The sequence below is a fragment of the Streptomyces sp. NPDC056479 genome, from assembly GCF_042795335.1.
Lineage (GTDB): Bacteria > Actinomycetota > Actinomycetes > Streptomycetales > Streptomycetaceae > Streptomyces.
The window spans coordinates 728,460-749,683 of record NZ_JBHTRZ010000003.1 but is presented as its reverse complement, the minus strand read 5'-3'; the positions used below and the strand labels follow the sequence as shown (position 1 = coordinate 749,683).

19 protein-coding genes are annotated in these 21,224 nt (G+C 71.8%); 14 read left to right on the top strand and 5 right to left on the bottom strand.

Features of this window, described 5'->3' with window-relative positions:
• The first annotated feature begins 72 nt into the window (after window positions 1–72).
• Entirely contained in the window at window positions 73–720 is a 648-nt protein-coding gene (locus ACFQ6S_RS14820; RefSeq protein ID WP_383408271.1) for a ScbR family autoregulator-binding transcription factor, read from the top strand.
• A gap of 22 nt (window positions 721–742) precedes the next feature.
• Window positions 743–1,930: a damage-control phosphatase ARMT1 family protein gene (locus ACFQ6S_RS14815; protein WP_383408268.1), complete on the top strand. Its 1,188-nt coding sequence runs from the start codon at window positions 743–745 to the stop codon at window positions 1,928–1,930.
• 13 nt (window positions 1,931–1,943) lie between these two features.
• Here ACFQ6S_RS14815 and ACFQ6S_RS14810 read toward each other — a convergent pair whose 3' ends face one another.
• On the bottom strand, window positions 1,944–3,218 hold the full coding sequence (locus ACFQ6S_RS14810) for a cytochrome P450 (RefSeq protein WP_383408265.1): 1,275 nt from the start codon (window positions 3,216–3,218) through the stop codon (window positions 1,944–1,946).
• Window positions 3,219–3,274: 56 nt separating this feature from the next.
• On the opposite strand from ACFQ6S_RS14810, the gene ACFQ6S_RS14805 reads away from it, so the two are divergent.
• Together ACFQ6S_RS14805 and ACFQ6S_RS14800 are read left to right on the top strand one after the other, a co-directional pair.
• Window positions 3,275–3,448 (top strand): hypothetical protein, encoded by a 174-nt coding sequence (locus tag ACFQ6S_RS14805; protein ID WP_383408262.1) that lies wholly within the window; start codon window positions 3,275–3,277, stop codon window positions 3,446–3,448.
• A gap of 37 nt (window positions 3,449–3,485) precedes the next feature.
• Window positions 3,486–4,235, top strand: a complete 750-nt coding sequence (locus tag ACFQ6S_RS14800; RefSeq protein ID WP_383408259.1) for an ABC transporter ATP-binding protein — start codon at window positions 3,486–3,488, stop codon at window positions 4,233–4,235.
• Window positions 4,236–4,269: 34 nt separating this feature from the next.
• Here ACFQ6S_RS14800 and ACFQ6S_RS14795 read toward each other — a convergent pair whose 3' ends face one another.
• Window positions 4,270–5,511 carry an endonuclease/exonuclease/phosphatase family protein gene (locus ACFQ6S_RS14795; RefSeq protein WP_383408256.1) on the bottom strand — a complete coding sequence of 414 codons (1,242 nt, stop codon included), beginning with the start codon at window positions 5,509–5,511 and terminating at the stop codon, window positions 4,270–4,272.
• A 179-nt stretch (window positions 5,512–5,690) separates the two neighbouring features.
• On the opposite strand from ACFQ6S_RS14795, the gene cyc2 reads away from it, so the two are divergent.
• Window positions 5,691–7,850: a germacradienol/geosmin synthase Cyc2 gene (cyc2, locus tag ACFQ6S_RS14790; protein ID WP_383408253.1), complete on the top strand. Its 2,160-nt coding sequence runs from the start codon at window positions 5,691–5,693 to the stop codon at window positions 7,848–7,850.
• Here the strand turns inward: cyc2 and ACFQ6S_RS14785 are convergent.
• Complete coding sequence (locus ACFQ6S_RS14785) at window positions 7,843–9,312, bottom strand: hypothetical protein (RefSeq protein WP_383408251.1); 1,470 nt, start codon at window positions 9,310–9,312, stop codon at window positions 7,843–7,845. The two genes, cyc2 and ACFQ6S_RS14785, sit on opposite strands and share 8 nt — an antisense overlap.
• Window positions 9,313–9,478: 166 nt before the next feature.
• On the opposite strand from ACFQ6S_RS14785, the gene phsA reads away from it, so the two are divergent.
• Window positions 9,479–11,365: an O-aminophenol oxidase PhsA gene (phsA, locus tag ACFQ6S_RS14780; RefSeq protein WP_383408248.1), complete on the top strand. Its 1,887-nt coding sequence runs from the start codon at window positions 9,479–9,481 to the stop codon at window positions 11,363–11,365.
• Between the two features lie 28 nt (window positions 11,366–11,393).
• Here phsA and ACFQ6S_RS14775 read toward each other — a convergent pair whose 3' ends face one another.
• On the bottom strand, window positions 11,394–12,128 hold the full coding sequence (locus ACFQ6S_RS14775; protein ID WP_383408245.1) for a hypothetical protein: 735 nt from the start codon (window positions 12,126–12,128) through the stop codon (window positions 11,394–11,396).
• Window positions 12,129–12,222: 94 nt separating this feature from the next.
• On the opposite strand from ACFQ6S_RS14775, the gene ACFQ6S_RS14770 reads away from it, so the two are divergent.
• From ACFQ6S_RS14770 to ACFQ6S_RS14750, 5 genes are all read left to right on the top strand, one after another.
• Entirely contained in the window at window positions 12,223–13,089 is an 867-nt protein-coding gene (locus ACFQ6S_RS14770) for a LysR family transcriptional regulator (protein ID WP_383408242.1), read from the top strand.
• A 140-nt stretch (window positions 13,090–13,229) separates the two neighbouring features.
• Window positions 13,230–13,814 (top strand): PDZ domain-containing protein, encoded by a 585-nt coding sequence (locus ACFQ6S_RS14765; RefSeq protein ID WP_383408239.1) that lies wholly within the window; start codon window positions 13,230–13,232, stop codon window positions 13,812–13,814.
• Between the two features lie 72 nt (window positions 13,815–13,886).
• Window positions 13,887–14,507 (top strand): LysE family translocator, encoded by a 621-nt coding sequence (locus tag ACFQ6S_RS14760; RefSeq protein WP_383408236.1) that lies wholly within the window; start codon window positions 13,887–13,889, stop codon window positions 14,505–14,507.
• Window positions 14,508–14,611: 104 nt separating this feature from the next.
• A complete protein-coding gene (locus ACFQ6S_RS14755; RefSeq protein WP_383408233.1) occupies window positions 14,612–15,739 on the top strand; it encodes a M24 family metallopeptidase in 1,128 nt (375 codons plus the stop codon).
• 71 nt (window positions 15,740–15,810) lie between these two features.
• Window positions 15,811–16,764, top strand: a complete 954-nt coding sequence (locus ACFQ6S_RS14750; protein ID WP_383408231.1) for an aminoglycoside phosphotransferase family protein — start codon at window positions 15,811–15,813, stop codon at window positions 16,762–16,764.
• A 51-nt stretch (window positions 16,765–16,815) separates the two neighbouring features.
• Here ACFQ6S_RS14750 and treZ read toward each other — a convergent pair whose 3' ends face one another.
• Complete coding sequence (gene treZ, locus ACFQ6S_RS14745; RefSeq protein ID WP_383408228.1) at window positions 16,816–18,561, bottom strand: malto-oligosyltrehalose trehalohydrolase; 1,746 nt, start codon at window positions 18,559–18,561, stop codon at window positions 16,816–16,818.
• A 185-nt stretch (window positions 18,562–18,746) separates the two neighbouring features.
• Between treZ and ACFQ6S_RS14740 the strand changes: the two genes are divergently transcribed.
• From ACFQ6S_RS14740 to ACFQ6S_RS14730, 3 genes are all read left to right on the top strand, one after another.
• Window positions 18,747–19,298 (top strand): FHA domain-containing protein, encoded by a 552-nt coding sequence (locus ACFQ6S_RS14740; protein ID WP_383408225.1) that lies wholly within the window; start codon window positions 18,747–18,749, stop codon window positions 19,296–19,298.
• Window positions 19,299–19,436: 138 nt separating this feature from the next.
• Window positions 19,437–20,807, top strand: coding sequence for a M14 family zinc carboxypeptidase (locus ACFQ6S_RS14735; RefSeq protein WP_383408222.1), 1,371 nt, complete (start codon window positions 19,437–19,439; stop codon window positions 20,805–20,807).
• On the top strand, window positions 20,804–21,217 hold the full coding sequence (locus tag ACFQ6S_RS14730) for an SSI family serine proteinase inhibitor (protein ID WP_383408219.1): 414 nt from the start codon (window positions 20,804–20,806) through the stop codon (window positions 21,215–21,217). The genes ACFQ6S_RS14735 and ACFQ6S_RS14730 overlap by 4 nt, the downstream gene beginning before the upstream one ends.
• Window positions 21,218–21,224: the final 7 nt, after the last annotated feature.

Below are 21,224 nucleotides of genomic sequence, written 5' to 3'. Positions count from 1 at the left end.
GTTATCGTGTACAGGGAGTAAGAAACAAACGGCACGACCCGTTCTTTTCCCGGTCCCAGGAGAGTCCAGCCGATGGCGAGGCAGTTACGCGCGGAACACACGCGCACCACGATCCTCACGGCCGCCGCCGAGTTGTTCGACCGTCACGGCTATGAGTCGACCAGCCTCAGCGACATCGTCGAGCACGCCCAGGTCACCAAGGGCGCGCTGTATTTCCACTTCGCCGCCAAGGAGGACCTGGCCCAGGCGATCATGGAGCTGCAGTCCAGAGCGTCCCGGCAGATGGCGAGCGAGATGGAGGCCCGGGGCCACACCTCGCTGGAGGCGCTGATACGCACGACGTTCGGCATCACGCGCCTCGCCGTCGAGGGCCCGATCACCCGGGCCGGCCTGCGCCTGGCCACCGGGTCGGTGATGATACGGCCGCCGCTGCGGCACCCCTTCACCGAGCTGCTGGACATCGCCAACCGCAAACTCCACGCCGCCGCCAAGGAGTCCGACATCCACCCGGACATCGACGCCGAGGCCGCGGCCCACGCCCTGGTCTGCTTCTACGTCGGCACCCGCGTCGTCGGCCGATCCCTCGAACCCGTCGCGCGCCAGCCCCGCAGAGTGGCCGAGATGTGGCACATCATGATCCGCGGTCTGGTCCCGGTGCCCCGCCGGGCCCGATATCTCGCCCTCGCGACACAGCTGGAGCGGGAGATCAAAGCCATATGACGCGGGCGGTACGGTGAGGCGCATGCCCGAGAGGTCCGACATCCCGCCCGCGCCCGTGCTGCTCGGGAACGAACCCGGCTCGTTCCCGCACAGCGTGCTCGCCGAACGGCATCCCGCGATCATCCGACAGGTGCGGGAGTCCTTCCCGTACGACCCGGAGCGGCAGCGCGCCCTGGACGCACTCCTCGCGAGCTGCGCCGAGGGCGTGATCGAGCCGCTCCCCGCCGACGCGCACGACGCGCACCGCTGGACGGAGTGGGGCGCCGAGGCGTACACCGGCAGATCCTGGTTCGACGTACCGTGGCTGTGGTCGGAGAGCTATTTCTACCGCCAACTGCTCCAAGCCGTCGGCTACTTCACCCCCGGCCCCTGGCAGGGCATCGACCCCTTCCGCCCGTCCAAGCTGGCCGAACTCGACGCGCCGGAGACCGACGAGGAGCTGTCCGCCCTCGACGACCTCGCGCACCGGGCGGCCGACGAACAGGACCGGGCGCTGCTGCACGGCTCCCTGTGGGGCAACCGCGCCGACCTCGGCTTCCGGCTGTCGGCCGAGCACGACGAGACCGCCACGGACACCCCGCCGCTGGTCGCCGACGACAGTGAGACCCTCTGGTCCCTGCTCCCGCCCACCGGCTCGGCCACCCTGTGCCTCATCGCCGACAACGCCGGCCGTGAACTCGTCCCCGACCTGCTCCTCATCGCCCACCTCCTCACCCAGGGGCGGATCGGACGGGCCGTCCTGCACGTCAAGCCGTATCCGTACTACGTCTCCGACGCCACGCACGCCGATGTGCTCGACGCCCTGCGCCGGCTGACCTCGGCACCGGGCGCGGCCACGGCATACGGCCGTACTCTCTGGTCGGCGATGTCGGACGGCCGCCTCACCGTCCGTGCCCATCCCTTCTCCGGCGGGCCCCTGCCCTATGCGGCGATGCCCGCCGACCTCCGCGAGGAGCTGGCCGCCGCCACCCTCACCGTCGTCAAGGGCGACCTGAACTACCGGCGCCTCGTGGGCGACCGGCTCTGGCCGCCGACCACACCGTTCACCGACGTCACCGCCTACTTCCCCGGCCCGGTCGCCGCGCTGCGCACCCTGAAGTCCGATGTGATCACCGGCTTGGACGCCCGTACGGAGGAGGCGCTGGTGGCGGCGGAGGGCCAGAAGTGGCGGACGGGCGGGACGCATGCGCTGATCCAGGTGCGGACCTGACGGCTCGTCCCGCTCAAGGGAGGCGCATCGGCAGCGACTTGAGCCCGTTGATGAAGTTCGACACCAGCCGCTTCGGCGGCCTTGCCGGATGCAGTGCGGGCAGCGCGCGCAGGGTCTCCCGGTAGAGCACCCGCAGCTGGAGCCGCGCGAAGTGCGCGCCCAGGCAGACGTGCGGGCCGTCCCCGAAGGACACATGCGGGTTGGGCGCACGGGACAGGTCCAGGCGGTCCGGGTCGGCGAAGACCCGTTCGTCGCGGTTGGCCGAGGCGTGGAAGACGACCACCTTGTCGCCGGCGTGGAGGCGCCGCCCGGCCAGCTCGGTGTCTTCGGCCGCGGTCCGGCGGAAGGTGAGGACCGGCGGGTGCCAGCGCAGCAACTCGTCCACGGCGCAGGAGAGTTGCACCCGGCCTTCGCGGAGGCGCGCGTACTCCTCCGGGTGCTCGGCGAGGGCGAGGAGTCCGCCCGGCGCGGCGCTGCGGACGGTGTCGTTGCCCGCGACGGTGAGCAGGAAGAAGAACATCTCCAGCTCGGGACCGGCGAGTTCGGCGTCATGGGCGAGCGTGGTCATCACGTCGTCCTGGGGGAACCGCCTTTTGTGTGCGGCGAGTTGGCGGGCGTAGTCGAACATGTCCCGCAGCATCGCGGGCGACCGCGGATTGACCGGCCTGCCCTGGGCGTCCCGCACCTGGGGACCTGCCTCGTCCGGGTCCTGGTAGCCGATGACCCGCTGCGTCCAGTGCAGCAGCAGCTTGCGGTCCGCCTCCGGCACACCGAGCAGGTCGGCGAGGTTGAGCAGGGCGTAGTCGTCGGTCACGGCCGTGACCAGATCCACGGTGCCGTCCGCCGCGCGGGCCGTGTCCCGGGCGCGGGCGAGCAGCGTACGGGCTCGCTCCTCCGCCACCCTGGCGAAACGGTCGACCCGGCCGGGCGTGAAGGCCCTGCTGACCAGCCGCCGCAACCGACCGTGCCCCGGGGGATCCTGATTGAGCATCATGCGCCGGATGAACGGCAGGTCCTCCGGATCGGGATCGCGGATCTGGGTCGCGCCGATGTACGAGGAGTAGGTCGCCGAGTCCTTGAGCACCCGCACGACGTCCGCGTGCCGGGTCACCGCCCAGAATCCGGGCCCGGCCGGCCAGTCCAGCACCTCGTGCTCGTCCTGCCGGACGACGGGGTGGTGGTCGCGCAGGACGCGGTAGGCGCTGTAGGGCACGCCCGCGGCGTACTGCCGGGGGTCGAACACGTCGGGGACGGGGGGAGCGGCGTGGGTCCCCGGGCGCCCGGTCACGCCTGCTCGCTCTTGCCGTCGACGTCGAGCCGGTGCGGGTGGATGGAGGAAGTCATGTGACCAAGGTGACGTATGTCGGTGAAGACGGACAGACGGAATCGTCCGGCGCGTGTGCTGACCGTCCGCGTCATCCACTGGTCCTGCTCGGCGCCCTCGGCTTCGTCCTCAACACCGCCCTGCTGGCCGCCGAGAAGCGGCTCGTCGGCCGAGGGAGGACGACGACCGTATGACCCCTACAGACCCCATCACCTCCGCCCAGGGACAGCCATGCTCCGCCTAGACGCGGTCGGCCGGCACTACGGCGACCACCAGGTCCTGCACGACATCACCCTCACCGTCCCGGACGGCCAACTCCTGTGCGTCGTGGGTCCATCCGGCTGCGGCAAGTCCACCCTGCTGCGCACCATCGCGGGACTGCTGCCGGTCCACGACGGCACGATCACCCTGGACGGCACGCCGGTACGGGGTGTCCCCGACCACCTGGCCGTGGTCTTCCAGGACTACGCCCGCTCCCTGTACCCCTGGCTCACGGTCCGCGAGAACGTGGCCCTTCCGCTGCGCCGCAGGGGACTGCCGAGAGCGGAACGCCGGGCCGAGGCCGACCGCATCCTGCACCGGGTCGGCCTCACCGACACGGCCCGCCGCCACCCCTGGCAGCTCTCGGGCGGCATGCAGCAACGCGTGGCGATCGCCCGCGCCCTGGTCTGCCGCCCCTCCCTGCTCCTCATGGACGAACCCTTCGGCTCCCTGGACGCCCAGACCCGCGAGGACCTGGAGGACCTCCTCCTGGAGGTCCACAACACGGACGGCACGACGATCGTCTTCGTCACCCACGACATCGACGAGAGCGTGTACCTGGGCGACCGCGTCGTAGTCCTCTCCCCGGGCCCCGGCGCCGAGGTCGTCCTGGACCTCCCGGTCGAACTCCCGGGCACCCGCGACCAGATCACCACCCGGGGTCTGGCGGAGTTCGTGGCGCTGAGGTCGCAGGTGGGGCGGGCGGTGCGCAAGCGGTAGCGCGGGTTACCAGGAGGGTGTGGCCACGGCCGGTTCAGCCCACCCGCACGTCCTGCCACACCATCCGGTGATCCGACGTCGGCACGGTCGTCCCGTCACCCACCAGCCGGTACAGCGGATCGTTCGACGTCGGCCAGAAGACACCGTTCCCACCCGGTGTCAGCCCCTTGGACGGCAGTACATAGTCGACCCGCAGATTCCCGGGCGCGCTGTCCCCGAAGTCGGACGTGTCGTACGCCGGGTCCCCGAGATGCGAGGCATTGGCGCCACCCTGGAGCCGCGCCGCCTCCACACCCCCCGCACTGGCCGGAGGAGCGGCCGGCAGCCTCACCGCCGGGTGGTCGAGCAGCTGCAGGATGGCGTGGTCGTAGCTGTCCCCGTCGTACGGGTCGGCATTGTTGTCCCCCGCGATCACGAACCGGGCCCCGGCCCGCAACCCTCCCCGCCGCCCCTTGTCGTCGTACAGATAGGAACTGCGCCGACGCCCACCGACGTAGTCGGCCCACAGCCGGATCTCGTCGTGATTGCGCCGCCCGTTGCGGTCCTCGGTGCCGTCGAAGGTGGGCGGCGTCGGGTGCGAGACCAGGAAGTGCACGGTGTCGTGCCCGATGCACACCGGCACGTCCCAGTGACTCTTCGACGACAGCCGCAGGATCGCGCTCGCCTCGTCGCTGTAGTAACCCGGCGGCATGAAGTGGCCCGGCATGTCCTTCCACAGAAAGCGCTGGAAGGTGCGCACCGCGCGCGTGTCGATCGGGAACTTCGACAGGACGAGCATGCCGTACTGCCCCGGGAACCAGCCGTATCCGTACGCGTCCTGGCCGTACGCGTCCGAACCGGGCGTCGTGACCGCGCCGTTCTTGCCGTCGAGGTCCACACCGGTGGCGACGCCCGTGTTCACCGGACCGGTGAAGTGGTACGGGAAGCGGACCGGCTCGGCGCCGCGCTGTCCCACGGCCAGGTAGTTGCGCAGGAACAGACGGGCCGCTCTGCCCTGGTCGTCGTAGTCGAACTCGTTGATGAGCAGGACGTCCGGGTCGACCCGCTGGATGGTCTCGGCGACATTGCGCGCCTGGGCGTTGTCCGGCGTGGACAGATCGGTGATCAGCGCGCCCTGCGTGGAGCGGTTCAGGGAGGCGTTGAAGGTGGCGAACCGCACGGACCGGCGGCCGTGCCGCTCGGTCGCCGAGGCCGGGAGCGCCGCGGTCGTGGCCAGCGCAGCTCCCGCGAGGGAGACCAGCGCGGTGCGGCGGGAGAGGGATCCGGTGTGGTTCATCGCGACTCCGGTGCGGGAGGGGACACGGGCAGAGACATGGAGCTGGAAAAGTCTGCGCGCGTAGAGATGAACGCCACAAGGCCCGGCGAGAACTCCCGGATTCACCCCTGATTCACGCGATGGTGTGATCATGTCCCGCGCGGCGGATGCCCGTTGAAGGCCGGGGGTAGGGCCCGGCCATGACGCAGCAGCCCTTCGAACTCCCGCACTTCTACATGCCGTATCCCGCGCGGCTGAACCCACATGTCGACGAGGCGCGTGCCCACTCGACCGAGTGGGCACGCGAGATGGGCATGCTTGAGGGATCCGGGATCTGGGAGCAGGCCGACCTCGACGCGCACGACTACGGCCTGCTCTGCGCCTACACCCACCCCGAGTGCGACGGCCCCGCGCTGTCCCTGATCACCGACTGGTACGTGTGGGTCTTCTTCTTCGACGACCACTTCCTGGAGATCTTCAAGCGCACCCAGGACCGCGCCGGTGGCAAGGCCTACCTGGACCGGCTGCCCCTGTTCATGCCGATGGACCTCTCGACGCCGATGCCCGAGCCGCAGAACCCGGTCGAGGCGGGCCTCGCCGACCTGTGGACGCGCACGGTGCCCAAGATGTCCGCCGACTGGCGCCGACGCTTCTCCGTGGCGACCGAGCACCTCCTCAACGAGTCCCTCTGGGAGCTCTCCAACATCAACGAGGGCCGCGTCGCCAACCCCGTCGAGTACATCGAGATGCGCCGCAAGGTCGGCGGCGCGCCCTGGTCGTCGGGCCTGGTGGAGTACGCGAGGGCCGAAGTCCCCGCGTCCGTCGCCGAGTCGAGGCCGCTCAGGGTGCTGATGGAGACTTTCTCCGACGCGGTGCACCTGCGCAACGACCTGTTCTCCTATCAACGCGAGGTCGAGGACGAGGGCGAACTCAGCAACGGCGTCCTGGTGCTGGAGACCTTCTTCGGCTGCACCACCCAGGAAGCCGCCGACACCGTCAACGACGTCCTCACCTCCCGGCTCCACCAGTTCGAGCACACCGCCCTCACCGAAGTGCCCGCCGTGGCACTGGAGAACGGGCTCACGCCCGACGAGGTCGCCGCGGTCGCCGCGTACACCCAGGGACTGCAGGACTGGCAGTCCGGCGGCCACGAATGGCACATGCGCTCCAGCCGGTACATGAACGCGCGCGCCGAACGCACCACGCCCTGGGACGGCCTGACCGGTCGCGGCACCTCCGCCGCCGACATCGGCGCGCTGCTCGCGGCGGCCGGCGCCGAGCGCCGGCGTGCCTACACGCATGTGCCGTACCAGAAGGTCGGCCCGTCCCTGCTGCCCGACTTCCACATGCCCTTCGCGGTCGAGCTCAGCCCGCACCTGGCCGCCACCCGCGGGCGCCTGACCGAGTGGATGCACCGCATGGGCATGCTTCAGGAGGGCGTCTGGGACGAGGACAAGCTCGCCGCCTACGACCTCCCGCTGTGTTCGGCGGGCCTGGACCCCGACGCCACACCCGAGGCCCTCGACCTCAGCGCCCAGTGGCTCGCCTGGGGCACCTACGGCGACGACTACTACCCCCTCGTCTTCGGACAGCGCCGCGACCTGGCGGCCGCCCGGCTCACCACCCTTCGCCTGTCGGACTGCATGCCCGTCGACGGCGGGCCGGCGCTGGTCCCCGTGAACGGTATGGAACGCGGCCTGATCGATCTGTGGGCGCGCACGACGGCGGAGATGACGCCCGACGAGCGCCGCACGCTGAGGGACTCGGTCGACGTCATGACCGAGAGCTGGGTGTGGGAGCTGTCCAACCAGCTTCAGAACCGCATCCCCGACCCGGTCGACTACCTGGAGATGCGTCGCGCCACCTTCGGCTCCGACCTCACCCTCGGCCTGTGCCGCATGGGCCACGGCCCCGCCGTACCGCCGGAGGTATACCGCAGCGGGCCCGTCCGCTCGCTGGAGAACGCCGCCATCGACTACGCCTGCCTGGTCAACGACGTCTTCTCGTACCAGAAGGAGATCGAGTACGAGGGCGAGATCCACAACGCGATCCTCGTCGTCCAGAACTTCTTCGGCATCGACTACCCCACCGCGCTCAATGTCGTCCACGACCTGATGACCCAGCGCATGCAGCAGTTCGAGCACGTCGCCGCTCATGAACTGCCCGTCGTGTACGAGGACTTCGACCTCTCGGAAGAGGGCAGGGAAGTCATGCGGAACTATGTGCTCGACCTGCAGAACTGGCTTGCGGGCATCCTGAACTGGCACCAGAGGGTGGACCGCTACAAGGCCGGGTACCTGGCCCGCCGCGCCCACGGCTTCCTGCCGGACCGCGGGCCCGCCGTGCCCGTTCTCAGCTGACCTTCCGCACCCGCGCCGCGGTCTCCTCGGCGAGCTCCCGGACGCCTCTCGCGGCGTTCTCCGAGAGTTCGCCGAGTATCGCGTCGGCGGACGCGAGGAGTGCGGACGCTTCCTTCGGCCGGTCCGCGTCGGCCAGGGCGCCGGTGAGCAGATAGTGCTCCTCGGCGATGAAACGCCCCAGGTTCACCTGCTGCCAGTGGTGCAGCGAGTTGTCACCGGGGGCCAGGGCGTCCCGCACGGCGGCCAGAGCCCTTGCGGCGTCGGACAGCCGACCCGCTTCCCGTTCGAGCCGGGCCTGGGTGTGCCGTGCCGAGACCCGGTCCCATGCCGTCTCCTGAAGCGCGGCGTACAGCCGCTGGGCGCGCAGCGCCTGGGGCAGGTCGCCCAGTTCCTCGAAGTCACGGGCCAAGGCGCGCAAGGGGGCCGTGGTCAGCGTGCGCGGTGCGTCGGGGCGGCGGAGTCTGCTCTGGTCCATGACGATCTCGTCGAGTTCGCGGATCAGCGTCACCCGGGCGAGCTCGGTCATGCCCTGGTCGCGGGCCAGGTCGGTCCAGGTGCTCACGGGCTCGTCCGAGGGGTCCGTGCCGAACAGCGAGTCGTCGAGCTCTCGCGCCCACTCCCGCAACTCCTGCGCGCTCGCCCCGGGCTCCGGTATGCCGCCGAGGCCGCACGCGGTGTCGAAGTCCGTCTCCCGCACCTCGTGCAGCAGCGGCAGGTCCGCCGTGTCCCCGCGCGACCCCACCAGCACGGCGGCCAGCCGCAGTTCGTCCGTCATCGAGGACCGCGTCTCGTGCCGCAGCAGATGCCGCAACAGCTCCAGATCGCCCTCGGAGCGGTCGAACTGCGCGGCCCGCAGCGTGAGCCGACGCCGTACGGCGTCCTCGGCGACCTCCTCCCACGCCGTGCGGTCGCCTGCCCGCAGCAGGGCGAGGTCGGCGCGACCGCTCGCGAGCACCGGCTCCCACAGGGGCGGGCGCGGATAGGTGTCGAGCAGCTGATAGGCGTTGTGCTCCCCGTCGTTCAGCAGGACGAAGTCGGGCTCGGTGCGCAGCAGCGCGGCTCGGAGCATGGCTTCGAGCTCCGCCCGAGAGCGGTCCGGAAAGCCGAGCGCGGCGCGCAGTTCGCCCCGCGCCTGCTCGAGTTCTTCCTGCTGCTCGGGCTCCTCCTCGTCGTCCTCGGCTTCCGCCAGACCGATCCTGATCTCGAGCGCCTCGTCGACGCTGGAGCCGATGATCCCGGCCGAGCCCTCCGAGTCGGCGTACAGCATGGAGCCGTCCGCGCACACGAAGTACGTACCCCCGGTGGCGTCCCCCGCCACTATGCCGAGCGGGCCGCCCGAGGCGAGGCGGACCTCCTCCACATGGCCGTGGGCCGCGCGGTCGATGTCGAAGTCGAAGGCGAAGGCCGCCAGTTCGGCCAGGCGGCGGTTCTCTCGGAGCGCCCGCAGCGCTTGATCGGTCATGTCACAGAACGTAACAGCCACCACTGACAACGGACTTCCCGCCTCCGGATGCCGTTTCCGAAACTTTCCGTGCGGAACGGGATATTCAGGGAACTTCGCCGGTGTGCAGAGAGTCTTCTGGGGTGAGGGGAACAGACAGACAACGAGAACACGGGGGTGTTCGACCTTGACCGACATCATCGAGAGGCTCACGGACAGCGACAGGAAGACCGAGACGGGGGAACAGCGCCTCGACGCCGGCGAACTCACGCCCTACGCGGCCCCGCTGCCCGTCCCTCCCGTCCTGCGCCCGGCCTCCGACGACGTCCTGCGCGAGACCGAGATCGCCTTACGCCCGACCTGGGTGCGCCTGCACCCGCAACTGCCGCCGACCCTGATGTGGGGGTACGACGGCCAGGTACCGGGCCCGACCATCGAGGTGCGGCGCGGACAGCGCGTGCGCATCGCCTGGACCAACCGCATTCCCAAGGACAGCGAGTACCCGGTGACCTCGGTGGAGGTGCCGCTGCGTACCGACGGCCGCCCGCAGTCCACCACCGAGCCCGGCCGCGAGGGCGTCGAGCCCGACAAGGACGTCGCCGCCCTGCCCGCCTGGTCGGTGACCCATCTGCACGGCGCCCAGACGGGCGGCGGCAACGACGGCTGGGCGGACAACGCGGTCGGCTTCGGCGACGCCCAGCTCTCCGAGTACCCGAACGACCACCAGGCGGTGCAGTGGTGGTACCACGACCACGCGATGAACATCACCCGGTGGAATGTGATGACGGGCCTGTACGGCACCTACCTCGTCCATGACGACGAGGAGGACGCCCTTCATCTGCCCTGCGGGGAGCGGGAGATCCCGCTGCTGCTCGCCGACCGCAACCTCGACACCGACGAGGACGGCAGGCTCAACGGCCGGCTGCTGCACAAGACGGTGATCGTCCAGGAGAAGAACCCGGAGACGGGCAAGCCGGTCTCCATCCCGTTCACCGGCCCGTACACCACGGTCAACGGCCGTATCTGGCCCTACGCCGACGTGGACGACGCCTGGTACCGCTTCCGGCTGGTCAACGCGTCCAACGCGCGCATCTACGACCTCGTCCTGGTCGACGAGGACGACAACCCGGTCCCGGGCGTCGTCCACCAGATCGGCAGTGACGGCGGGCTGCTGCCGCGGCCGGTCCCGGTCGACTTCGACGGCGCGCTGCCCACGCTGACCGCGGCGCCGGCCGAGCGTTTCGATCTGCTCGTGGACTTCCGCGGTCTCGGGGGCAGGCGACTGCGCCTGGTCAACAAGGGCCGCAACCAGCCGCCCGGGGTGTCCGACCCGGCGGGTGACGTGCGCTATCCGGCGGTCATGGAGTTCCGGATCCGGGAGAGCTGCGAGACGGACACCTTCGAACTGCCCGAGGTGCTCTCCGGCTCCTTCCGCCGGCTCACGCACGACATCGAGCACGGCCACCGGCTGATCGTCCTCACCCCGCCCGCCACCAAGGGCGGCGGTGGTCACCCGGAGATCTGGGAGATGACGGAGGTCGAGGACGCGGGTGACATCCAGGTCCCCACCGAGGGCGTCATCCAGGTCACCGGTCCGGACGGGAAGACCAAGACCTACCGGCGCACGGCCCGCACGTTCAACGACGGCCTGGGCTTCACCATCGCCGAGGGCAGCCACGAGCAGTGGAGCTTCCTCAACCTCGCGCCGATCGTGCACCCCATGCACATCCACCTGGCCGACTTCCAGTTGCTCGGCCGGGACGCCTACGACGTCTCCGGCTTCGACCCGGCGGTCGGCGGCACCCGCAGCCCGATCCGCCACAACGCCGGCAGCACGATCCCGCTCGCTCCCAACGAGCGTGGCTACAAGGACGTCTTCCGGGTCCCGGGGAACCAGCTGCTGCGCGTGATGGGCAAGTTCGACGGCGCGTACGGACGGTTCATGTACCACTGCCACCTTCTCGAGCACGAGGACATGGGCATGATGCGGCCCTTCGTCGTCATGCCCGCGGAGGCCCTGAAGTTCGACCACGGCGGTGGGCACGGCGGCCATGGGGAGGGACACACCGGCTGAGGTACGCGCGCGTGGCGGCTTGCGCGCGTCACGCGCGTGCGTCGGCCTTCCGCGTCGCGTGCTCCACCGCGGCTCTCGCCAGCGCCCGCACGAGGGGGTGCGGGCGTGAGCCGTCGCCGGACAGCTCGGGCTGGAAGAGCGAGGCCAGGAAGAAGGGATGGCCGGGCAGTTCGGCGATCCGCACGTGAGCGTCCTCGTCGTGCCCGGTGAAGCGCAGTCCGCGGGCACGCAGGATGTCGAGGTGACGCGAGGGTCCGTAGGCACAGAAGTACCGCTCGACGGTCCGCTCCGAGCCGATCGCGGCCTGGGCGAGCGAACCGGGCTCGATCCGGACGACCGCCTCGTGACCGACCAGTGAGCAGGCGAGGGGTTCGATGAGGAAGTCGTCGGCGCCGGGGTCGTTCTCGGCGTGGGCGACCTCGGTCAGCCCGCACACATGGCGCGCGTACTCGAGGAGTGCGTGCTGGAAGCCGCCGCAGGTGCCGAGGAACGGGATCCCGTTCTCGCGCGCGACGCGGATGGCCGACAGCACACCCGCCTCGCTGCGGTACGGGCTGCCCGGCAGCACCCACACGGCGTCGAAGCCGCGCACCGCGTCGTCGGCCTCCGCGTCCTGCGAGGGGATCCAGTAGGCGTCGAGGACGAGCCGGTCGCGTTCGGCTAGGGCCTCCAGCAGAAGCGGCACGCGCGTGTGCGAAGCGACGTTGGGGGAGCGGTCCCCGACCAGGGCGAGCTTGGCCGTCCGAGCGGCGGTGTTGGTCATGGGCTCATCCTGGGCGCGGCTTCGAGTTCACGTCCAACGATGATTTCTGCACGCTCGATAAGCACGGCTGATGCGGTGCGGGATGCTGCAGCCCATGGACCCGCATCTGCTGCGCACCTATGTCACCGTCGCCCGTCTCGCCTCCTTCTCCGAGGCAGCGCGCGAACTGGGCTACACCCAGTCGGCGGTGTCCCAGCACATCGCCGCGCTCGAACAGGACCTCGGCGCGCCCCTGCTCACCCGCCGCCCCGTGGCGCCCACGGCGGCCGGTGAGCGGCTCCTGGAACACGCGGGTCCGTTGCTGCTGCGTCTGGAGGCGGCCCGCGCGGACGTCGTCCGGATGGCGGCCGCGCCCGGCCACGGACTGACGCTCGCGACCGCGCCGACCGCGCTCGGCCCCCAAGTCCTCGCCGCGCTCCCGGCATCCGGGGTGACGCTGCGCGTGCTTCCCCGCGCCGAGGTCCCCGCGGCCGTCGCCGCCGGCACCGCGGACCTCGGCCTCGTCGACGGACTGGCCGCCCCCAGTGACCCCCTGCGTCTGCCCGACGTGGCACCGCTGACCACCCATGGCGTGGCGGAGGAGCCGGTCCGCGTACTCCTGCCCGCCACCCATCCGCTCGCCCGGCGCTCCGGTCTGCGCCTCGGTGATCTGGCCGACGCCCGGTGGCTCGACGCCCCCGACACAGGGCTGCCGCTCGCCCACCTCCGCGCCGCGAACGGCGGCCACGGCTTCCGCGCCGCCCTGCGCTACGACGGCACCGACGTCCGCACCCTCACCGCCCTCGCGGCCGCCGGCCACGGCCTGACCCTGCTGCCGCACTCGGCGGCCACCGGAGTGCCCGGCACGGTCGCGGTACCGGTCACGGAACCGCGTGTCGTGCACCGCACCGAACTGGTGTACGCGGGGGCGCCCGGGGGAGCGGCGGCGGTCGTCGCGGGGGCGCTGGCCGGGCGGGCGTGAGGCGGGCCGGGAATCCTCTGCGACGTGGTGTTCTCGCCGTGACGGCGATGGCTTCCCGCTCCTGACCGCCGGTCAGTCTCACTCGTTCGTGGCTCGTTGTGCGCCGGTGCGCAGGGTAGTCACCAGCCGGAGGCGATCCGATGGAACAGACCGCGTTGCGACCCAAGCCCATGCCTGGTCAGGGGCCAGGTGACGAGGCCACGTCCGGCCCCGGCGCACGGCGTCCGCACGCCGCGCCCCGGCGGCGCGGCCGGCGGCTGGCGACCCTGCTGTGCGCCCTGCTGGCCGCGCTGGTCCTGGTTCTGACCGGGGTCGGACTCGGCACACTGGGCGCCACGGTGATCGGCATGAGCAGACTCGCCGAGATGCAGCGGCAGGCCGGACAGGGCGCCCCCGGCGGCCCCGCGAAGTCGACACTCCCGGAGTCCCCGACCTCGGCCCCCTCCCCGTCGCCCGCCCTCGTCGCGACCCTCGGGGTGGAGGCCGTGGACGCCGAGGAGTCGGGTGCCCGGGTCGTCGGCGTCCACGTCCCGGGCCCGGGGTACACGGCCGGGCTGGTCCGGGGCGACGTGCTCCTCGCGTTCGGCCGGACCCGCATCGACTCGGCCGCCGACCTCGCGCGAGCCGTGGCCGGATCCCGTCCGGGCGACGAGGTCACCCTGACGGTGCGCCACCGCGGCGGCGGCCACCAGCGGCTGACGGTGGTCCCCGGCGTCGTCACCTGAAGCGCCCCGCAGCCCTGAGGGCGTCCGCGAAAACCACTGGTCACCTTCCGCGGACCGGGCCACGATGACCCCATGCCGACCACGCTCTTCGCCTTCCTGGGTGCCTGCACCCTCGTCGCCGCCTCGCCCGGCCCGAGCACCGTGCTGATCATCAAGCAGTCCCTGCACAGCAGACGGTCCGGCTTCCTGACCGTGCTGGGCAACGAGACCGGTGTCTTCGTCTGGGGCCTCGTCGCGGCATTCGGCCTGACCGCGCTGCTGACGGCCTCCGAGGTGGCGTACGACGTGATCCGCATCGTGGGCGCGGTCGTGCTCGTCGGCTTCGGCATCCAGGCCCTGCGGCAGGCGCGCCGCGCCAAGGGCGCCGAGGAGGGCGCATGGGAGGCCACCCACAAGAGCGGCTGGGCCTCCTACCGCGGCGGACTGCTCCTCAACCTCGCCAACCCCAAGGCCGCCGTCTTCGCCATGTCCTTCCTGCCGCAGTTCGTGCCGGAGGGCGCCCCGCACCTGCCGGCCATGGTCGGCCTGGCCGCGCTCTGGGCGGTCTACGAAGTCGGCTACTACGGCCTGTACGTCTGGTTCGTCGGCCGGCTGAAGTCCGTGCTGTCCCGCGCGGGTGTGCGCCGGCGCCTGGAACAGGTGTCCGGAGGGGTGCTGCTGCTCCTGGGCGTCCGCATGGCGCTGGAGGGCTGAGCCGTGCCGGAGCCGTCCGAAAGACCCGCCGATCGGCTCGCGCCGCCCCCTCCGTCCGGGCAGGATGCTGCCCGTAGTCCTTTCACGCGCCCAGGGAGGCCCGGATGACCGGCACCGCACCCGCGCCCTTCACCGCCGACGACTACCGGGCCCGTATGGAGCGTGCCGCGCGGACCGCCGCCGACGCGGGCCTGGCCGGACTTCTGGTGGCACCCGGCCCGGACCTGGTCTGGCTCACCGGCTACGCACCCAGCGCCGAGACCGAGCGGCTCACCCTGCTGGTCCTCGTCCCCGGCAGGGACCCCGTGCTCGTGGTCCCCGCTCTGGAGGCCCCGGACGCCGCGAAGGCCACCGGCGCGCCCGGACTGACCCTGCGCGACTGGATCGACGGCAAGGACCCCTATGCCGCCACCGCCGCCCTCCTCGACGGCAGCGGCCGCTTCGGCATCAGCGACAACGCCTGGGCGATGCACCTGCTGGCCCTGCAGAAGGCGCTGCCCGGGACCTCGTACGCCTCCCTCACCGACGCCCTGCCGATGCTGCGTGCCGTCAAGGACACCGCCGAGCTGGAGCTGCTGACGGCCGCGGGCGCGGCCGCCGACGCGACGTTCGAGGAGATCCGCAACGTTCCCTTCGGCGGCCGCCGAGAGTCCGAGGTCGCCGCCGACCTCGCCCATCTGCTGCGCCGCTTCGGACACTCCCAGGTCGACTTCACCATCGTCGCCTCCGGCCCGAACGGCGCAAATCCGCACCACGAGGTCGGCGACCGGGTGATCGAACGCGGCGACATGGTCGTCCTCGACTTCGGCGGCCTCAAGGACGGCTACGGCTCCGACACCTCCCGCACGGTCCACGTCGGCGAACCCACCGACGAGGAGCGCCGGGTCCACGACCTGGTGCGCGAGGCCCAAGAGGCGGGGTTCCGCGCCGTACGGCCCGGCGTCGCGTGTCAGGAGGTCGACCGGGCGGCCCGCGCGATCATCGCGGACGCCGGGTTCGGCGAGTACTTCATCCACCGCACCGGGCACGGCATCGGCGTCACCACGCACGAGCCGCCGTACATGATCGAAGGCGAGGAGCAGCCCCTTGTGCCCGGCATGTGCTTCTCCGTGGAGCCCGGCGTCTATCTGCCCGGCCGTTTCGGTGTGCGGATCGAGGACATCGTGACCGTCACCGAGGACGGCGGCAGGCGCCTGAACGACACGACCCGCGAGCTGGTCATAGTCGACTGACCGCTCACCGACCCGGCGCAAGGAGCCCTCGCAGACCCCGACGCAGACCCCCGAGTGACAACGGCGCGACCATGACCCAGGCACCGACACCCACCGCGGACACCGTCCGCCGACTGGTCCGTTCCCTGCTCAAGGACGGCGTGGCCGACTCGGCCGGACCCGAGGTCAGGCCCGCCGCCCCGGGTGCCGACCCCGCCACCTGGTGGGTCGGCGCCCGCCATGTGCTGCGCCTGGCCCCCGACCGCGAGGCCGCCGCCCGCCAGCGCCGCGAACTGCGCCTGCGCGACCTCGTCCGGACGCACGTCCCGGTCGCGGTGCCGACGAGCGTGGCGTACGGCGAGTGGGCGCCGGGGCTGACCTACACCCTGGACACCAAGGTCCCCGGCGGATCGGGCGCGCAGCACGACGTCTCCGCCGTCGGCGAGGCAGACGTGGCCGGACTGCTCTCAGGGCTGCGCGAGGTCCCGGTACGGCAGGCCGAGACCCTCGGCGTGCCGCGCGCCGCCCCGCGCTCCCTCGAAGCCCTGCGCCGGACCGCCGAGAGTGCCGCCGCCCGCCTCGCCGACGCGGACGAGTTCGACGCCGCCCGGCTGCGCCAGCTCACCCAGCCGGCCGCCGTCCAGCTCGCGGCCCAGCCCGGCACCGCCGTCCTCGTGCACCACGGCCTCACCGCCGATCACCTCGTGGTCAGCGCCGACGGCCGGGTGCGCGGCGTCCTCGGCTGGGCCGACACCGTCGTCGGCGACCCCGCCGAGGACATCGCCGGCCTCGCCCGTGCCGTCGGCTCCCCGGCCGCCGTCCGGGCCGCCACCCTCGCCGGCTACGGCGCCCGCCCCTGTCTGCGCGGCCTCTGGCTCGCCCGCTGCGACGCGCTCATCCACCTCGCGGACCGCCTCGACGGCGAGGGCGGGACGCCGCTTCCGGCACTGAGAGGACAGCTCCGCCACGCGTGGGAGGCGATCCTGCTGGAGCGCGTGACGGAACTGAGGGAGCACGACGAGGACGGGGACGAGGAACTCCCATAGCTCCCCACGTCACTCCTGGGCTCCCGCCGTCACCCTTGGGCTCCGCGGATCTCACCCCTGCAAGAGCACCACAGCCGACTCCCCGGGCACCTGCAGCACCCCGTCGGCCCCCGGCGACTCCACGGGCTCCCACGCCGCCAGTACGGCCGCCTTGCGCGGCCCCAGCGGGATCGACGCCGGTTCCCCGGCGAGGTTGACGGCCACGCGTACGTCGCCGCGGCGGAAGGCGAGCCAGCGCTCCCGCTCGTCGTAGGCCACCTTGGTGTCGGCGAGGTCGGGATCGGTGAGGTCGGGCTGCTCGTGCCGCAGGGCGATGAGGCGGCGGTACCAGGCGAGCACGCGCGCGTGGGGCTCGCCGTCGAGCTCGGTCCAGTCGAGACAGGAGCGGTCCCGGGTCGCCGGGTCCTGCGGGTCGGGCACATCCTCCTCGGCCCAGCCGTGCGCCGCGAACTCCCGCCGTCTGCCCCGCCGTACCGCGTCGGCCAGCTCCGGGTCGGTGTGGTCGGTGAAGAACTGCCAGGGCGTGCCCGCGGCCCACTCCTCGCCCATGAACAGCATCGGTGTGAAGGGGGCGGTCAGCATCAGCGTGGCCGCGCAGGCCAGCAGACCGGGGGAGAGGGTGGCCGCGAGCCGGTCGCCCTGGGCCCGGTTGCCCACCTGATCGTGGGTCTGGCCGTACCCGAGGAGGCGGTGCGCCGCCACGCGCGTACGGTCCAGGGGGCGCCCGTGGCTTCGGCCCCGGAAGGTCGCGTACGTGCCGTCGTGGAAGTAGCCGCCGGTGAGGGTCTTGGCGAGGCCCGCCATGGGGGCGCGCGCGAAGTCGGCGTAGTAGCCCTGGGACTCGCCGGTCAGCGCGGTGTGCAGGGTGTGGTGGAAGTCGTCGTTCCACTGCGCGTGCACACCGAGGCCGCCCTCCGCGCGCGCGGTGATGAGCCGAGGGTCGTTCAGGTCCGACTCCGCGATCAGGGACAGCGGCCGGCCGAGCTCGGCGGAGAGGGCGTCGACGGCCGTCGACAGCTCCTCCAGGAAGTGGCACGCGCGCGTGTCCACCAGAGCGTGCACAGCGTCCAGGCGCAGGCCGTCGATCCGGTAGTCCCGCAGCCAGGCCAGCGAGCTCTGCACGAGAAACGCGCGGACCTCGTCCGAGCCGGGCGCGTCCAGGTTGACGGCGGCACCCCAGGGCGTCTGATGCGTGTCCGTGAGATAGGGGCCGAAGGCCGGCAGATAGTTCCCGGAGGGACCGAAGTGGTTGTGCACCACGTCGAGGACCACGCCCAGGCCCAGCTCGTGCGCCCGGCCGACGAAGCGTTTCAGCGCCTCGGGCCCGCCGTACGGCTCGTGCACGGCCCACAGCGAGACGCCCTCGTACCCCCAGCCGTGCCGCCCCGGGAAGGGGTTCACGGGCATCAACTCGACGTGAGTGACCCCCAGTTCGGCCAGATGCCCGAGCCGCTCGGCGGCCGCGTCCAGCGTGCCCTCACGCGTGTACGTGCCCACGTGCAGCTCGTACAGCACCGCACCGGGCAGCGGCCTGCCCGCCCACTCCGTACGCCACTCGTGGCTCCCGTGGTCGACGACCGCGCTCAGCCCGTCCGGGCCGTCCGGTTGCCGGCGCGAGCGCGGATCGGGCAGCACGGGGCCGTCGTCGAGCGCGAAGCCGTACCGGGTGCCGTCGCGCGCCTCCGCCTCCCCCCACCACCATCCCGCGCGATCGCGATCGCGCTCCAACGCGCGCGTGGCGCCCTCGCAATGGAGCGTCACACGGTCGGCCTGCGGTGCCCACACCTCGAACTGCACGGACGGTTCCCCTTCGTCTGCTCACCGTGATGTAGCCCGTCCATGGTGCGTCAAACGAGATCAATCCGCTTTTGAATCTTCCCTTTTGCGGCGGGTGTCGCCGGGAGTTCCGTCGATCACGTGCGCGTGGTGGCCGTTCCGCCGTTTTCTGGACACCCGGGGTCCACTGACCGACAATCAGCACCGTGACGTCGTCCTTCGAGTTCAACACGTACCCCGCGCGGCTCTCCGACGCGGAGCGCGACAAGGCGCTGAAGGTGCTGCGTGACGGCGTCGCCATGGGCCGGCTGTCACACGACACGTTCGTGCGCCGCATGGAACTCGCCCTCATCGCCCGCCGCGCGGACGAGCTCGCCGTCCTCACCGCCGACCTGCCCTCCGAGAGCAGGCTGTCGCGTGTGGTGTTCGGCACCGTCGAGGCGGTCTCCGGCTTCACCGTACGGCTGCGCAGGGCGTGGCAGGCCGAGCGGCTGCCCAAGCTGCTGCTGCCGCATCCCGCGTCCGGGCATCCGCTGCGCATAGGCCGCGACCCCGCCAACGGGCTGCGGCTGACCCACGAGACGGTGTCCCGGGTGCATGCCGAGCTCAGTCACCAGGCCGGTCTGTGGGTCCTGCGCGACCTCGGCTCCACCAACGGCACCACGGTGAACGGCCGACGCGTCGTCGGCGCCGTCGTGGTCCGCGAGGGCGACCAGGTCGGCTTCGGCCGGATGTCGTTCCGGCTCGCCGCGCACTGAACCGAATCCCGGATTCCGCCCCGGCCTTATGTGAAAGGCCGGCGCAAGTCCCTTTGCCTTTCGCGGTGTTGACGTACTGGTCAACTCGTGACTGACTGTGCGTACACCATGCACACCAGGTGAATCGACGGCACCACATTGTGGAGGTGTGCCCTGCCGCCACTCCTCCGCTATCCGACCGTCGACGAGCTGGGCGCCCGGGCGGCCGCGCTCGTCGCCCGCCGCCCCCGCGAGACTCGACTGCGCCGTGTCGGGACGTCCCGCGCGGGTACGCCCCTGTGGCTGCTGTCCATCGGTCACGGCAGCCGCCAGGCCCTCGTCGTGGCCGGCCCGCACGCCAACGAGCCGGTGGGCGGCGGCACCGTGCTGCGGCTGGCCGAGCGGGTGCTCGCCGACCCGCGTCTGCACGAGGGCGCCGACGCCACCTGGAACCTGCTGCTGTGCCTCGACCCCGACGGCCTGCGCCGCAACGAGGGCTGGCTGCGCGGCCCGTACGCCCTCGGCGGCTACTTCCGGCACTTCTTCCGGCCCGGCTTCCTGGAACAGCCCGAATGGCTGCCCGACGGCGCGGACGCGGCCACGCTGCCCGAGACCCGGGCGCTGCTCGAACTCCAGGACGAACTGCGGCCCTTTCTCCAGTGCTCCCTGCACGGCGTCGACGTCGGCGGCGGCTTCGTCGAGCTGACCCACGACCTGCCCGGCCTCGCCCAGCGTGTCGCGCACTCCGCCGCCCGCCTCGGCATCCCGCGCGAACTCGGCCCCTACGACACCCTGTACTGGCCGGAACTGGGGCCCGCCGTCTACCGGATCCCCAGGCCGCGCAGGGGCGACCTGGCCGCCGCCATCACCGAGGCGGCCGTCGAGTCGACCTGGTTCCATCCGCACCGGCACGGCACGGTCACGGCGGTCGTCGAGGCGCCCATGTGGGGTGTGGCGGCCGTGGAGGACGCTGCCCGGCACCCAGATGAGGAAACGGTCCTGCGCAGGGTGAGCCACACCCTGCGGCACGACGCCCGCCTCCTGGAACGGCTGCTGGAGCGCCTGCGGCCACACCTTCCCGCCGGACCGGAGACGGCCCGGCTGCTCGCCCCGGTCGACGACTATTTACTGGTCTGCCCTGGGCTCGCCGACACCTGGGACCCCGATGTCGAGGACCCCGTCGGTGCCCACCTCCTCCCTCCGCTCAGCACCGCCCACCTGGCCGCCCTGCGGATAGCCGGACGGCGTCTCGCCCTGCGGACCGCCGGCCTGCTCCATCAGCTCGTGACCACCGACGGGCGCGATCCGGCCGGGGTGCTGCCGGAGCTGGACCGTCGGCTCGACGAGTGGTGCGACGACTACCGCGACGGCTGCGGGGCCCGCTGGATCCCGGTCGCGCGTCAGGTGGAGTACCAGGCGCGGGTGGTGCTCGCCGCGTTCGAACTCGCCGGACGGCACGCGCCCGCGTGCTCCCGTTCGGGTGAGTCGGGGTGGAATGCCGGTGCCGCCGTGCCGATACACCGGGAATGACCCGACGCATCACAACGGTACGAGGGGGCCTGCTAGCGGCGACCGCCGTCCTCGCCCTCGGCATGACCACGCCCTCGGCGACGGCACACGACCCCGACCCCGCCAACTGGCTCTTCGTCACGGTCACCCGCGGCGACGGCGAGCGCACCGAAGCGCCCGGCAGACTGCTGCTGTGCGACCCGCCGACGGGCCACACCAAGGCGGCCGAGGCCTGCGCGGACCTCGACCGGGTGGGCGGTGACATCAGCCGGCTCCAGCGGAAGGACGCCTTCTGCCCGATGGTCTACGCGCCGGTGACCGCCCACGCGCGCGGGGAGTGGAACGGCCACCCGGTCGAGTACCGGGAGACGTTCTCCAACGGGTGCGGGATGGCGGCACGGACGGGAGCGGTGTTCGCGCTGGACGGCTGATGCCGTG